This window comes from Mariniflexile ostreae (genome assembly GCF_042427585.1).
Classification (GTDB): Bacteria; Bacteroidota; Bacteroidia; order Flavobacteriales; family Flavobacteriaceae; genus Pseudalgibacter; species Pseudalgibacter ostreae.
Genome location: NZ_JBHMFC010000105.1, coordinates 150,162 through 166,736, shown reverse-complemented (window position 1 = coordinate 166,736; position 16,575 = coordinate 150,162). Strand labels below are relative to the sequence as shown.

The following is a 16,575-nucleotide window of genomic DNA, read 5'->3' as shown; positions in this document are numbered from 1 at the left end:
AAACTAAATAATAGGGGAGTACCCATAAATAATTAAAAAAATGAAATACGGAAATTTAATACTTGAAAAAAAGGAATATGTGTATATAAAAAGCATTCTTAATATTTCTGGATATGTAGGGAACCATGTTATCCATAAATCTTTAATGAAGTTTTCTGATGAAATGAAATCTGCTAAAATTGTAGAAGATAAAGATATGCCAGAGGATGTGGTGCGCTTAAACAGTATCGTTAAAGTGTCTTCAGACGACAACTGGGAAAAAAGCATACAAATTGTGCAGCCCTCAGAAAAAGATATACAAAATAATAAAATATCAATCTTAACCCCTATGGGTGCTGCTTTATTTGGGTATTCCGTTGGCGATGTTGTTAATTGGGATTTCCCTACTGGTGTAAAAGCACTTAAGATTGAAGAAGTGGAACAAAAACCTCAAGTGAAAGCGTTTAGTGTTTAAGCTTAGAATACGGTTCTCTAGGTAATTTCGCTAATATGTAGAGAAGAACCAAACATATTAAAATAAAGTATTACAGAGTCCCGCTATACAGCGGGATTTTTTTAGCTATAGTTTTATAGGGATGATATAATGGGTTTTTATAATCATTCAAACAATCCTATTGTTTTAAAGCGCCTTTTACCTAAAATCAATATGGTTTTTATAATTTTAAATAGGTTTTTTTACGAAATTTTTTAGTGCTAAAAAGCTTTTATCATCATTTTGATTTTTATCTTTATAAAATTGCGAATCCTGATTAAATAGAACGATAATAAGAGAAAAATGAGTTTTAAAAAATACCTAACATTTTTATTTTTATGTTTATTAATAGGTGGGGCTTATGGGCAAGAACAGAAAAATGAGTTTAAATCCCTAAAATTTAAGCAACTCTCTTTAATTGAAGGGCTTTCGCAGAGTTCTGTTCTTTGTATTTTACAGGATACCAAAGGTTTTTTATGGTTTGGCACTAGAGATGGATTAAATAAATATGATGGGCACGATTTTAAAATATACAGACATAGCTCACAAAGCCCGCAAAGTATAAGCAACAGTTTTATAAAATCGTTATTTGAAGATGAAGAAGGAACGCTTTGGGTAGGAACCATTAATGGGTTAAACAAATATATTCCAGAAGAAGACCGCTTCGAGAGATTTAAACTGGCCAATAATGAGTACGGTATTTCCAATCATGAGATTTGGAGTATTGCTTCTGCTGGAAATGGGCATTTATGGCTAGGGACCAACTATGGTTTAGAAAAATTTAATACGCAAACAGGAAAAACAATACGTTTTATTGCTGAAAAAGAAAGCTCAAATGCTATTTTGAACAATCAGATTCGATCTTTGTTTTTAGCCGATAATGGTGATTTATGGATTTGTAATACTGAAAATATAGACGTTTACGATGCTAAAAACCAAAACTTTAAACATTATGATTATCCTCAAGGGGCTTCTAAAGAAAGAAATATAAACTATGTTCCCGTTCTATATAAAGATGCGGATAATAATTTTTGGTTAGGGTATAGAAATGGTCTGTTTCTTTTTAATGAAGAATGCCAGGTTTTTGAGCCTTATAAAATACAATCCACGGGTATTACAGGAATTCATGAAGAGGTTAGAAGTATCCATCAAGACCAAAGGGGAGATTTGTGGATAGGAACGTATGTGGGGCTATATATCCTGAATAGTGAAAAAAAAACCATTTCACACTATTTACATGACGAAAACGAACCGAATAGTTTGAGCCAGAATTCTATCTATAAAATATTTGAGGATACTAAAGGCGATATATGGTTGGGTACCTATGCAGGTGGTGTAAATTATTATGATAGAAGTTTCGATCTGTTCAAGCACTTTTCGGCGGGGAGCAATCCTTCCAAACTCAATTATAAAGTTGTGAGCTCCATAGTAGAAGATTCCAATCAAAACCTATGGATAGGAACAGAAGGTGGCGGGATTAACTTCCTTAATACTTCTACAGGGCAATTTACTTATTACACCCACAATAAGAACAACCCTAAAAGCCTTAGTACAAACAATGTGAAGGCCATGATACAGACTCGAGAGGGAAATTTCTGGATTGGAACGCACGATGGCGGTCTTCAGTTTTTTAATCCTAAAAAAAAGCCCTTTGAATTTATATCTTATAATAATATACCTGGCGATAGTACAAGCTTAAGCAATAATAGAGTTATTGCTTTGTTTGAAGATTATGAGAACAATATTTGGATCGGTACGTCGGGAGGTGGTGTAAATGTAATGGATGTGTCATCAAAAACAATCACAAGGATTTCAGATCCTTTAAATACGGTTGGAAGCTTGGTTTATAACATTTCTAAAACTTCAGATAAAAATATTTTAATACTAGGAGGCGATAAAGGTCTTGCTAAAATCAATATCAAAACAAAAAAGATAACCTCTATTAGGTATAAAGAAAAGCAAGAGGTTTATAGCCCAAATGCCATACTTTGTGTGTATGAAGATGCCCAACAAAATCTATGGGTTGCAACAGAAGGAGATGGCTTGTATCACTATGATGCTACAAACAAAAAAAGTATAAGATATGGTATGACAGAAGGCTTGCCCAACGAAGTTATATATAGTATTTTACCAACAAGCTCTAAAGTGTTTTGGCTAAGCACAAATCGAGGTTTAAGCCGTTTTGATTTAAATACGGGGCAATTTAAAAACTTTGATGTATCGGATGGTCTTATAGGAGATGAATATAACTATGGTGCTTATTTAAAGTTAAAAAATGGCAAGCTTATGTTTGGAGGTACCAGTGGCATCGATTATTTTGATCCAGAAGGTATCGTGGAAAATGAATTTATACCCCCCGTTTCTGTAACCTCTATTTCTGTAAATAACAAACCCTTTTTACCTAAAGATAGCGATAACAAAAAAATAATATTAAAACACAACCAAAATGTGTTCAGTTTTAATTTTGTGGCGTTAAGCTATTCACAACCCAACCAAAACCAGTATGCTTACAAACTAGAAGGTTTTGATCCGGATTGGAATTATATTGGAAATAATAAATCGGCTACCTATACCAATTTAGATGCAGGAGATTACCTCTTTCGGGTTAAAGCGTCTAATAATGATGGTTTGTGGAATGAAGCGGGCGCATCTGTAGAAGTAATCATTAAACCAGCACCCTGGCAAACATGGTGGGCCTATCTTATTTATAGCCTAATGGTAATAGGGGTGTTGTGGTTTATAAGAAAACAAACTCTTATCCGGATTCATGAAAAAAACGAATTAAAACAAGAACGTCTGGAGAAAGAAAGGATTGAAGAAATTAACCAAATGAAATTGAAGTTGTTTACTAATATTTCGCATGATTTTAGAACACCGCTAACGTTAATTATAGGGCCTTTAGAGCGTATGCTGAGTAAAAATATAGGGAATGATTTTGTCCAGAAGCAGCATGAAATCATGCACAGAAATGCAAGCGTCCTGTTGCAATTGATCAATCAACTTTTGGACTTTAGAAAAAGTGAATCGGGCAAGCTTCATCTTAATGCTTCTAAAAGCAACATTGTTCCGTTTATAGAAAACATAAAACTTTCCTTTGAAGAACTGGCTAGGGTAAGAGAGATAACCTATACTTTTGATAGTTCGGATACCGATATCCAAGTGTGGTTTGATAAAATCAATCTTAAAAAAATAGTGTTTAATCTATTATCCAATGCCTTTAAGTTTACTTCAGATGGTGAGAAAATATCGATAACGGTATCCACTGTTTCTAAAAAACGAAAAATACTCAATACTACAGAGTATTTAAAGTTGGTAATAAAAGATTCGGGTAAAGGCATTCCTGAAAAAAACCGAAAAGCTATTTTCGAAAGATATTATCAGTTAGGTGAAGATGAAAACCAACGTGTAGGAACGGGCATTGGTTTAGCGCTATGTAAAAATTTAGTAAAATTACATCATGGTAGTATTAAGGTAAAGAGTAAAGAAGGGGAAGGTGCATCGTTTACCGTGCTATTGCCCTTAGGGAAACAGCACTTAAAAGATAGCGAAATGGTTTCTGAGTCTGCAGAAATGAATCAGGACAATTCATTCTATTTAAAAAATCCAGATGTATTAATGCACAATCCCTTAACAGATGAGCCCGAAGAAAGTGAGGTGGAACTAAACAAATCGAAGCCCACCCTTTTATTGGTTGAAGACAATGCAGAGGTAAGGCGGTTTATTAAAGAGATATTTGAAGAGAAAAATAACATATTAGAAGCAGAGAATGGAGAAATAGCTTTAGAAATTGCTAAAAATAAGGATATAGACTTAATTATTAGCGATGTTATGATGCCAATAATGGATGGTGTAACCCTGTGTGATAAAATAAAGTCGAACATTATAACAAGTCATATCCCTGTAATTCTTTTAACTGCGAAAACTTCTGAAGATGCACAGAAACAAGGTTATGCTTTAGGTGCAGATGTTTATATCACAAAACCTTTTGATGCGCATATTTTAGAAATGAGAGTTCGTAACTTATTGAAATTTAGAAAAAGTCTTATCAATAAGTTTAGAAAAGATATTATTCTTCAACCAAAAGAGCTTACCGTTACTTCTGCAGACGAAGTGTTTTTACAAAAAGCCATCAGTTTGGTGGAAGATAATTTATCTAATTCAGAATTTGGGGTTAATGAATTTATTAACGAAATGGGAACGAGCCGATCGGTACTCTATAGAAAACTGAAAGCACTCACCGATCAATCCCTAACGGAGTTTATAAGAACTATAAAATTAAAACGTGCCGGACAATTAATTGCACAATCCCAATTAAATATCTCTGAAATAGCGTTTGATCTTGGATTTAACGACCTTAAACATTTCAGAAAATCCTTTCAAAAATTATTTAATGAACTGCCTTCAGAATACCGCCAAAACCATGGTGTCGATTCAGAAAGTGAACGTACAGATAATTAAGCAAATTGCCCATTACCTTTATCGTGTTTTTTTTGTTTTTTCTTTAACATTTGAGCAAGAGGCTTATAATCAATGCTTTTTTGGTTGAAAAAGAACAGCTACCCCCAGTTCTATGAACGCCATCCCCCCCTTGGAACTCTGTTTGATTTCATAATTTTACGTTAAATTAAAACTCTAATTAAACTAGATACAGAAATGAAAAATCATTTTAAACTATTCTCAATTAAACCGAAAAGCAATAAAATCGTTTTCTTGATGGTTTTATTTGTTGCATTATGTAGCTTTTCTACTCACGCTCAAGTAAAAACAATTACCGGTACGATTACCGATGAGGTTGGTTTGCCACTTCCTGGTGCCAACGTGTTGGAAAAAGGGACATTAAATGGAACCACTACAGATTTTGATGGAAAGTTTTCCATTAAGGTAAAATCTAAAGCGTTTTTAACCTTTAGTTATATTGGTTATAAAACAATTGAAAAACCTATAGATAACCAATCGATCATGAACGTTACTTTAGAGCCCGATCTTCAGCAATTGGATGATGTGGTTATAATAGGATATGGTAGCGTACAGAAAAAAGACCTTACAGGTTCTGTAGCTTCTGTGAAAATGGACAAATTAACCGAGGCGCCCGTTGCCAATTTCGACGAAGCGCTAGCAGGACGTGTTGCAGGTGTGCAAGTAAGTTCTGGAGGTGGTGAGCCAGGAAGCGGAATGAATATTGTAATAAGAGGCGGTAACACGGTAAATGGCGATAACTCTCCTTTATATGTTATGGATGGCTTTATTATGGAAAACTTTGATCCTGGTATTGTCGACCCCTCAGATATTGAAACCATGTCTGTTTTAAAAGATGCATCTGCAACAGCTATTTATGGTGTTCGGGGGGCTAATGGGGTTATCATTATAACAACAAAACGTGCTAAAACAGGGAAAACTAAAATTTCGTATGAAACCCGATTGGATGTTAAAAACGTGTCTAATACATTAGACGTGTTAGAACCTTATGATTTTTTAAAGCTTTCTTCTGAAATTAATGAAAACAGTACATCTACACGTTTCTTTTCTGTTTACGATGAAGATGGACTGAGCACTAAAGTAGGTGGTCTTGAAGATTATAAAAATGTTAAAGGTAGAGATTGGCAAGATGAAGCTTTTAGAACTGCTTATTCCAAAACCCATAAGTTGAACATTTCAAGTGGGGGCGATAAAACAAGGTTGAACGCCTCTATAAATGCGGTTGAAGATCAAGGATCGTTACTAAATTCAGAATACAATAGATTGAATGGTAGAATAACCGTTAATCATAAAGTAAATGAAAAACTAGATGCTACTTTCGATGTGCTTTATACCAATTATATACAAACAGGCTTAGATGTGGCAGGAACATCATCGTATTCCTTTATGAGAAACTTGATTACCTATAACAACGTTGCCAATAAATTTATCGATTACCCAGCAGGCTATGATCCATTAGATCAAGTTAGTGATGAATATGATTTGGTAAACATTGTAAGTTGGCACCCGATTGTGTCTTTAAAAAATGAATACAGAAAACGTGAAAACGACCAGTTTATAGCAAACTTAAGTTTAAAGTATAAATTAAACTCAGACTTTACTTTAGAAACTAAAGGTAGCTTTAGTAGCCAATTTAGAAACACAGGAACGTTTAATAATAGTAATACAGTTTACGGTCGATTGGTAAATAAAATTGATGGTATTAATGGAAACATGGATACCCAAAGATGGAAAAACTTCTCTACTGTAAACACCTTAAATTATAAAAAGAAAATTAATGATCACGCTATAGATGGACTTGTTGGGGTTACTTTAAATGTTAGAAAGAATTCAAGAACACGGTTCAAGTCTATAGACATTCCAAAGTATCTTGAAAATTTAGGAATCAATTCTATGGATGGTGGAACTTTAGATAGTTCTGACGATATCAATGACTCTGAGGAATCTAGAATATTTTCAGTTTTAGGAAGAGTTAACTATGGTTATAAAGGAAAGTATTTGTTTACAGCATCTTTAAGACGTGACGGATCGTCCAATTTCCCTAAACAAAATAGAATTGGATATTTCCCATCTGCAGCAGTATCTTGGAATGCCGATAGAGAAGACTTTATTAAAAACTTAAATGTGTTCTCTCAGTTAAAATTTAAAGCAGGGTACGGTAAAACAGGTAATGATAGGATTCCTGGTACGGCAAGATTTGAATTCTTAACCGATAGCGATGCATCTTATTTTTATAACGGACAAACCGTTTCGGGCCAACGTCCTACTAGTTTTGGTGCGAATCCAGACTTGTTTTGGGAAACGACTGAGCAGTATAATATTGGTTTAGATATGGGCTTCTTTAAAGATCGTGTGTCTTTACTTTTAGAAGTTTACCAAAAAGACACTAATGATCTTCTTATTAATGCAGATGCAGCATTGTCTCAAGGGTACTCGTCTATATGGGTTAATTCCGGACAAGTAAGAAATAAAGGTTTAGAGCTTAGTTTAAACACTGTGAACGTTAAAACTAAAAACTTTATGTGGACCTCAGATTTTAATATTTCTTTCAACCAAAACACCATTGAGTCTTTACCAGAAAGTAAGCCTATTTTTGGACAGCCAAATTATTACAGGTTGCTAAGTACCCAACAATTTATTGTGGAAGAAGGTATGGCACTAGGTAATATGTATGGTTATGTATCCGATGGAGTTTATCAACCATCAGATTTTGTTAATTATGATTCAGATGCTTCTACACACACTTTGGTGTCTGGACAACCAAGTTATAAAAGTCATCAAGCTGGAGACGAAAAATTCAAAGACTTGAATGGAGACGGACAAATTACAGGTGCAGACAAAACTATTATCGGGAATGCTTTACCAAAACATTTTGGTGGTTTTGGAAACACGTTTAGCTATAAAAACTTCCAATTAAGTGCCTTTTTACAATGGTCTTACGGAAATGATATATTAAACGCCAACAGATTGATATTTGAAAGCATGGATAGACCAAATCAAAATCAATTAGCTTCTACTTTAAACAGATGGACTCCAGAAAATCAAGATACCGATTTATATAGAGCTGGTGGACAAGGATTTCAAGATGTGTCGTCTAGAGTGATAGAAGATGGTTCTTATATACGGTTAAAAACAATAAATCTTTCGTACAGGTTCTCTAAAGATGTAGTAGAAAAATTGAGCTTAAACAGTATAGAGTTATCCCTTTCGGGCCAAAACTTGATTACATGGACAGACTATTCTGGTTTTGATCCAGAAGTATCTGTTGAGAGCTCGTTAATTACTCCAGGTATTGATTACTCTGCTTATCCTAAGCATAGAACATTCAGTTTTGGTTTAAATGTTTCATTTTAAAAAAAAGATATCATGAAAATAAAATTCATATTAGTAGCCGTTCTTACTGCCTTTATTTTGCAAGGTTGTGACGATCAATTAGAAATAGAACAAAAAGATAACATTACAGCCGAAAATCTGTACGATACCGAGGCAGGTGCTTTGGCAGGCTTAACCGGAGCGTATAGCCGTGCAGTTGCGGTGTACAGAGAAGCTGTTATTAACGCACAATACCCAACACAGTTTACAGACGAAGGGTTTTATAATAGAAAAGGGGCACAAGACATTCGTAAAAATAATTTTACGGCTGCAGAGCCTATGATAAGAGATATTTGGGGTACGTACTATGAGGGTGTTGCTGCTACAAACACGCTATTGGTAGGCTTGGAAAACTCGACTTTAGAAGAAAGCCTTAAACAGGAGTTTATCGCCGAAGGTCGGTTTTTAAGAGCCTTCTTGTATTTCGATATACAGAAAGCATTTGGCGGCATTCAAGGCATTCCTATGCCATTGGAAGATACCAATAAGCAATTATTACCCAGAACACCCGGAATCGATGTGTACAAGCAAATTGTTAAAGATTTAGAATTTGCTGAGCAAAACTTAAAAACAGCTGCTGAAGCTACCCCGGGTAGAGCAAACAAAAGCGCTGCAAGAGGGTTGTTGGCAAGAGCCTATTTATATATGGCAAGTGCACCATTTAACGAAGCGGGAGCTTATAAAAAATCCAGTGATTGGAGCAAAATGGTGATAGAGGATCCTTACCATCAGTTAAATAATAGTTATGAGGATATATTCAACCAATTGGCTATGGGTAATTATGAAACTAAGGAAACTTTATTTCAAATTGGTTTTTCTTTTGCCGATCAAGATTCTAATCAATCTTCAAAATTAGGATCTGCTTTCGGAATGAAAATCGACGATGAAGGTTGTGGTAAGGGCTATGCGCTAACCTATGCCACTATTGGTTTAGTTTTAAAGTACAGATCAGATCCTGCAGATGAAAGAGGATTTTGGAATACATACCCTTACTTTAATAAACGAAATAACAATTGTGAATTAAGTACTATTAACAGTCAATTTATGTATCCGGTCTCTAAATGGCGTAGGTTTTTAGAGCCTAATAATAGCAACACCAGCTATGGGCCGCACCACTGGCCTGTAATCCGTTTTGCCGATGTATTACTAATGTATGCAGAAGCTGAAAATAAATTAACACCAGGGTCTAGTCTTGCTTTAGACGCTGTTAATCGTGTTAGAAATAGAGCAAATGCAACACCAATAACAACGATTACAGATGCAGCCATACAGGATGAACGTTTATTGGAGTTGGCTTTTGAGGGGCAACGTAAATTCGATTTAGTAAGATGGGGGATTTTGGAGCAACGCGTAAACCAGACCAGAACTCAAATGAAAACCTTAGAAGCGAATCCTAATTTTGTTAACGAAGATTGGACCTCGTTAGGGGAACCTAATTTAGGGCCTGATGGTATTCCAGAAAGTGGCGATGAGCCAGTAAACCGTGAGATTAGAAACAATGTGATGAACGCCTCTTTTGATTTTTATGAAGGTTATAATGATTTTGATCCTACTAAGCATTATATACTTCCTATACCAGAACAAGAATTGGGTGTAAATACAAACTTAAAACAAACCACAGGTTGGTAATAAGATATATTAATTTAAAAACATACACAATGAAAAAAACAGTTTATGTATTGTCAATATTGCTTCTTGTAACCTTTGTGTTTCAAAGTTGTGATGACTTAGAAGAAGTAGATACTCCTAATTTTGATATTGCTTTTAATGAAACAGTAAAAGTGGGAGAGCCTATAGAATTTACGGTAAATAACGCGCCTAACTTTTTAAGTTTCTTTACAGGAGAGCTTGGTCGTGAGTACAAAAACAGAAATAGAACCAAAGCCGAGGGGAGTTTCACTTTATCTTTTGAAACCTCTAGGCATTATATGGATGGCGCTAGCTTAACAGACAACGCTTGGAGCTTGTTGTATTCAACAGATTACTCTGGATCAGGTCTCGTTGAGGATGTACAAACCGCTACATGGACCGATATTTCAGATAGGTTTACGTTTGCTACAGACAGAACATATAATAAAACAAACTCTGGTATTGTAGATATTACGGACTTATCAACAGACAAACCCGTATACTTTGCATTAAGAGTATATGCAGAAGGTAAAAAAGAAGACGGTAACAGACAGGGAATATTCGATTTTTATAGTTTTGACCTTAAGGTAGAGCTTGATGAAGTACAAACCTTAGAAATCGCTAATATTCAGAATCCGGGATGGGTGTCTGTTAATATAGAAGGAACAAACTCAAACGATTCTTACGACCATTGGGTTAATAAATCGGGTGGTTTTAGGTTGCATGGCGGCTTGGCAGAATACACTAATGATGACTGGTTGATTAGTCTTCCACTAACCTTATCGGGAGCAGTAGATCCAGACAGAGGCTTGCCTTTAAAAACGTACTCTGAAAGGTTAGAGGCTTTTGAATATACGTATACAGAACCAGGAACTTATAAAATTACGTTTGTAGGCAGTAATGAAACCATTTACGGCCAAGAAGATAATATTAAAGAATACACTATTACGGTAACGGAATAGATTGCAGTTTTAATAGCCCGTTTAAATCCCCAATCCATTACAATTTATAGTATAGGCATTGGGGATTTTTGGTTATTAATAAGTTTGAATAGGCATAAAATAGCATTTACTTTCAAGCACCCATCCACTTATAGTTTGGAATACAAGCTAAATTTCAACACCAATAAAAATAAAACTCTATATTATGAAAACACCTCTACATATTTTTTTTTACACCCCCAAGAAACCTTGTTTTTGGGTGCTATTGTGTACTTTGTGCATTACTTTTAACTTATATGCTCAAGACGAATCCTTTGAAACTACAGTGCCTTCACATTGGAGTACAACAAATGGAACTTTAAACACCTCTACAGATCATTACAAATTAGGAAGCAAATCCTTACGTTGGGACTGGAATGCAAATGCGGTTATTACCGTAAACAACCTCCAAGACCATGGCTTGGTAAAATCTGAGGTTTTAGGTTTTTACCATAACATGTTTAGAATGTGGCTTTATAATACAGGTGCTATTCAAACAACGCCTTTAACGGTAGAGTTTTACGATAATACAGATGCTTTACGTTTTTTTTATACGGTTCAGTTAAATTTTACAGGATGGCGTGCTGCATCTGCCAGTTATGTAAAAGAGATGTCGGGTAATAAAAATTCTGATGATATAACCACTATGAAAATCAAGGCTCCCGACTCAGGAAGTGGGACTTTCTTTTTTGATTTTATAGACTATACAATGGCCAGAAATACTTCAAGAAGTGCCGATTATCAACTCCCTTTTATAAATTTAAATAATGGCGAACACTGGGGGGATATCATGTATTTTCAATCTTTACCTAAAACAGTATCGTTAGCAAGCCCTACTGCACAAGAACTAACGGACTTAGCTAGTGTAAAACAAAAATATGATACCGCTATTAAAGGAAATGCGCCAACTGCGAGCCATGTTGCGGGTGCTATTAGTAGATATCATGCCCTAAACATAAGCTATGAAGCAGGGCTTGTAAAAGGAACCCCGTTATATGGACAAGATTTTCCTAATGCTCAAAACATTAAAGCGGTTGAAGATTTTATTCTCAATTTCGCAAGAGATTTTGCTCATAAATCTACCACCAGCAGTCGCGATTATTTTTTAAATACGGTAAGATATTTATTGGATCAAGGGTTTGCAGATGGAAGCATGATGGAAACCATTCACCATATTGGATATAATTTTAGGAACATACCCTCTGCTATTCATCTTATGAAAGAGGAATTGGAACTAGCAGGTTTGTGGGAGCAAGCCCAAAAAATGGTAGAATGGTACACGGCCGTAGATGGTATTTGGGAACCAAGAGCATCAAACAGTAATATGGATGATGCTAACACACGCTCACTTTACAGATTGGGCGCTTGTTTGTATAAAACTACAGATGCAGAAAAAGTACAGTATTTAAAAGGGTATAAAAAATATCTAGAAAATTTTTTAACACGCTATCCTAAAGAAGGGCAGGGGATGAAAGTGGATTTTACAGGATTCCATCATAATATTTATTATCCAGGGTATGCTTTTTTGGGGTATAATGAATTAGGAAAAGTTATTAATTACACCTCGGGAGGAATATTTGCACTTGCAACACAGCATAAAGATGTGCTTAAAAAATCGCTATTATTGGCACGAGTGTCTTCTACGGGCGGTGATATTCCAAACGCTTTAGCAGGGAGAAACCCATTTTTTAATCCGTCTTTTAAAAACGGATTAAAAGATTTAGGACTTGCAAGTCCTGTAGATACCGAATTGATAAAAGCGCATAATTACATGTATGGTAGTGATTCACAGACCGCTTCTTATGGTAGTGAAACGCCTCCAAACGGGTTTTGGCAAGTCAATTTTGCGAATTTAGGCGTGTATAGACAAAGCGATTGGGTAGCTAATATGAAAGGATTTAATAAATACTTTTATGGTTCTGAAATTTACCCTTCTGAAAACAGGTATGGCAGATACCAAAGCTACGGCGCTGTTGAGGTAATGTACCCAGGCGGACATGCAAATTCTAAATTAAACATTAATGGTTGGGATTGGAGAAAAATACCAGGAGCCACTACCAAACACTTATCTTGGAATGATTTATTGGCAGTTAACAGCAGACAGGATGAAAAAACCGATTCTAATTTTGCAGCAAGTCTTAGGTTTGGTTCTAAAGCCAATTATTATATCGACTCTAAAATAGAAGGTAATTATGGCGTTTTTGGGATGGATTTTGAGCAGAAAGCGATATCGTTTAAGCACGATTCAAATTTCAAATTCAAAAAATCGGTCTTTTGTTTTGATGGTAAACTTATTTGTTTAGGAAGCAATATAAGTAGTGGTACAGGATTAGTAGCAACCAACTTATTTCAAAATTATTTAAGCAGTACATCATTACCAATACATGTAAACCATGTAGAAGTAGCAACATTTCCCTATAACAGCACGTTAAGCAGTACCGCTAATAATTGGTTAATAGATGCGGCCCATACAGGTTATTTTGTTAAAAGTGGAAATACGGTTGTTATCGATAGAAAAAACCAAGATGCTCCGTCTGAAAAAGGAAATGGAACTATGACTAATGGTGATTTTGCTTCTGCTTATATTTCGCATGCAGCAGCACCTAATAATGCAGGTTACGAATATGTTATCCTACCGGGCACTAACGCAACCGAAATGGAAAACTTTAGTACCCATATGGCAAATGCAGCAACAGCGTTTTACCAAGTAATCCAAAAAGACCAATTTGCACACATTGTTAAATATAACAATATATATGGATATGCTTTGTTTGATGATGCTAATTATGGAACCCAAACACCAATAAAAGAAAATTTAGGTCCTTGTTTAGTTATGTTACAAGATCATGGAGAGTCCATGGAGTTGTCTGTGGTAAGTCCAGATTTAAATTTTGCCGTAAATAATGGTAACAGTCAAACCCATACCATCGATTTAACTATCCATGGCGAATGGAACCTAAATACAAGTTATGGCGGCAATGTGAGTGTTATAACAAATACAGGGGAGACCCAATTGGTTATTGAGCTTAAAGAAGGATTACCTGTAGATATAACCTTAACAAAAGGAGCTGTAAATACAGATTATCCTATAATATTTTATGAAGACTTTTCTAATGAAATAGGTAGTGGTTTTATCCGAAATATTAAAAATACAGGTGGCCATACAGACGATTCTAAAATTTTCAAAAGAGTAAGTGATATACCAGATGCTACGGATACGAACAATGAATTCGACCCTAATGAAGATAGGCCAAGCAAAACCATTCCTGTAGGGCAGATTAGTGATCAAAGAGCTCTATCAATAGTGGGCAATAATGGGACTACTAATTTTCCGTTAGATGCTTATGCTATTTTTACTACTTTAGATTTAACCGATAACAATCCACGTATTAGCCCTTCTGATACATATGCATATGCATCCTTTTGGACGGAAAGGCGGTATGGTGATGGTGATATTGCAACAATCAGCCTATTGGTAACGACAGCCTATACAGGCGACCCAGCAACGACTTCGTGGACTAATTTGCCCTTGCATTCTGGTAAGTTAGCCGAAACAGCAGACGGGCTTACCTATGTAAAAGGTGTCGTAGACCTGTCTCCTTATGCCCATGGTGCAACAGGGGCTTCCGTTACCGTAGCCCTTCGCTATCAGGGCAGTTCTAGTGCATATAGTAGCTCAAACCGAAATGGGACGTTCTATTTTTCAGATTTGCAGTTTTTTGTACAGTCTTCTCCTTTGGAGGTTGAGAATCACGTATTAATGGACGAGGATGTTTCTATATACCCAAATCCTTCAAGTGATTTTTTTAACATAAAGATTTCAAACCCACATATAAAAGTCCACAAAGTATGCCTTATCGATATGTATGGAAAAATCATTTATAATAGTTTTGATACCGATACGGTGCGGGTAAATGGAGCTCCAAAAGGGCTTTATCTTTTAAGACTTGAAACCCAAACAGGCAACATAATCCATAAAAAAATAATTATTGATTAACGTTTTAAATCTCACAAAGCGGGACGAAGAAAAATTCAGGATATGGGGTTTAGGTTAAAATGCCCCTGTGATTGAACGTCTACCCCCTCATCATTTATTGTTGTAACGTCTAATTTTATAATAATATTTAAAAACAAATTCATTAACTCTTAAATTTTATTTATTATGAAAAAAACTACACAAAAAATTATTTTATTTTTCACCTTTTGTATGGTGATATTTGCCGTGAAAGCACAAACCATATATTATGAAGATTTTAGGTATGAAAACGAAAGTCGTGGGTTTACAGTACAAAAAGTAGCTCTTGGTGGCCAATTGGAAGGGGAACTAGGTAAAAGAGTAAATGATATAGTGGATGCAGCCGATTCTAGCCCTGTATTCGATGAAAACTCTAGGCCAGCAGAACGTACACCCCAAGGTACAGTAAGAGATCAAAAAACCATTGCTTTTAATAATACAAGTGGTAGTCCTGCAGACACAAACCATCAAATAGAAGCATGGGCATTAATGACCAATCAAGATCTTTCAAATGTAAATACACCCAAAGTGTCCTTTTGGACGCAACAACGATATGTTGTTGGGGGCGGGGCATCACTTACAGTTTGGGTCTCACAAAACTATACCCATGGTATGGCGCCAAACACGGCAACTTGGATTAACGAAACTGGAAATATTATAGGGAACATTGCAACTTCAGATGTGTCTGATCAAGTGTATGTAAAAGGAGCATTGGATTTATCTGCATATACCAGTACGTCGGTTACTGTGGCATTTAAAGTTATAACCGATGCCACCCCTTATAGTGCTGGCATAAGTCAGCATGGTACCTTTTATATTTCTGACGTAAAATTTGAAGCTACACCTCAAGATGTTGCTAACGGAGATTTTTCAGCTTTAAATACAAGTGCTTCTGGACAAACCAATATATTTAACACACCAAGTGCTTCCATCTCTGATGCTAATTTTACTAATACGAGTAAGTGGGCAGATGTTTTAGCACCTGGAACATCCGTTCCAAGATTGGCAAAAAGTTTAATGCCAGCAGAAGAAGGTTATAAATTTGAAGTTTCTAATGTTTATAATCCTATCGTTGTTTCAGAAGTAAGATACATTTTGGTAAATGGGACTTCCAATCAGGGAACATCTGGTGAGGAATCAAAATGGAAAGTACAAGGAAGTAACGACGATAGCACTTGGGATAATTTAAGTGACCCTGTTGGTATGTTCAGTACAAATAGTGGTGCAGGTACAGCATATCCTATAGCTTTAACAACCACACAGGCCTACAGATATTACCGTTTTGTATTAGCAAGCCCTTGGACACCTATTGGAGCATATACCGCATTGCAACAAATAGATTTTACGGTGGATGATTCGGTATTGTCTACTCAAAATAATAGTGTGCTAAGTCATGGTATTTCGGTTTATCCAAATCCTACGAGTACGGTTATAAACATAACTACGGCGAATACCAACATCAAGATTAAGAATGTAAAACTTATCGATATTACCGGTAAAGTAATTTATAACAAAATGGATGCGCAGCCTATCGCTGTACAAAATTATGCTAAGGGCTTATACCTTTTAAGAATTGAATCTCATGATGGTGCTGTATCAACAAAAAAAGTTCTAGTTAACTAAAAAAAACA

At 35.5% G+C, this 16,575-nt stretch carries 7 protein-coding genes; all 7 read left to right on the top strand.

The features are described 5' to 3' along the window. Positions 1–40: 40 nt before the first annotated feature. The 7 genes from ACFFU9_RS16040 to ACFFU9_RS16010 all read left to right on the top strand — a co-directional run bounded on the left by ACFFU9_RS16040 (position 41) and on the right by ACFFU9_RS16010 (position 16,567). Positions 41–454, top strand: a complete 414-nt coding sequence (locus tag ACFFU9_RS16040) for a GreA/GreB family elongation factor (RefSeq protein WP_379862499.1) — start codon at positions 41–43, stop codon at positions 452–454. A 321-nt stretch (positions 455–775) separates the two neighbouring features. Then, positions 776–4,930: a hybrid sensor histidine kinase/response regulator transcription factor gene (locus ACFFU9_RS16035; RefSeq protein ID WP_379862498.1), complete on the top strand. Its 4,155-nt coding sequence runs from the start codon at positions 776–778 to the stop codon at positions 4,928–4,930. A gap of 195 nt (positions 4,931–5,125) precedes the next feature. Then, entirely contained in the window at positions 5,126–8,302 is a 3,177-nt protein-coding gene (locus tag ACFFU9_RS16030; RefSeq protein WP_379862497.1) for a SusC/RagA family TonB-linked outer membrane protein, read from the top strand. Between the two features lie 12 nt (positions 8,303–8,314). Further along, positions 8,315–9,949 carry a RagB/SusD family nutrient uptake outer membrane protein gene (locus tag ACFFU9_RS16025; RefSeq protein WP_379862496.1) on the top strand — a complete coding sequence of 545 codons (1,635 nt, stop codon included), beginning with the start codon at positions 8,315–8,317 and terminating at the stop codon, positions 9,947–9,949. Positions 9,950–9,978: 29 nt separating this feature from the next. Next, positions 9,979–10,911 (top strand): DUF5017 domain-containing protein, encoded by a 933-nt coding sequence (locus tag ACFFU9_RS16020; RefSeq protein WP_379862495.1) that lies wholly within the window; start codon positions 9,979–9,981, stop codon positions 10,909–10,911. Between the two features lie 184 nt (positions 10,912–11,095). Further along, positions 11,096–14,926, top strand: a complete 3,831-nt coding sequence (locus ACFFU9_RS16015) for a chondroitinase family polysaccharide lyase (protein ID WP_379862494.1) — start codon at positions 11,096–11,098, stop codon at positions 14,924–14,926. 165 nt (positions 14,927–15,091) lie between these two features. Then, positions 15,092–16,567, top strand: a complete 1,476-nt coding sequence (locus tag ACFFU9_RS16010) for a T9SS type A sorting domain-containing protein (protein WP_379862493.1) — start codon at positions 15,092–15,094, stop codon at positions 16,565–16,567. Positions 16,568–16,575: the final 8 nt, after the last annotated feature.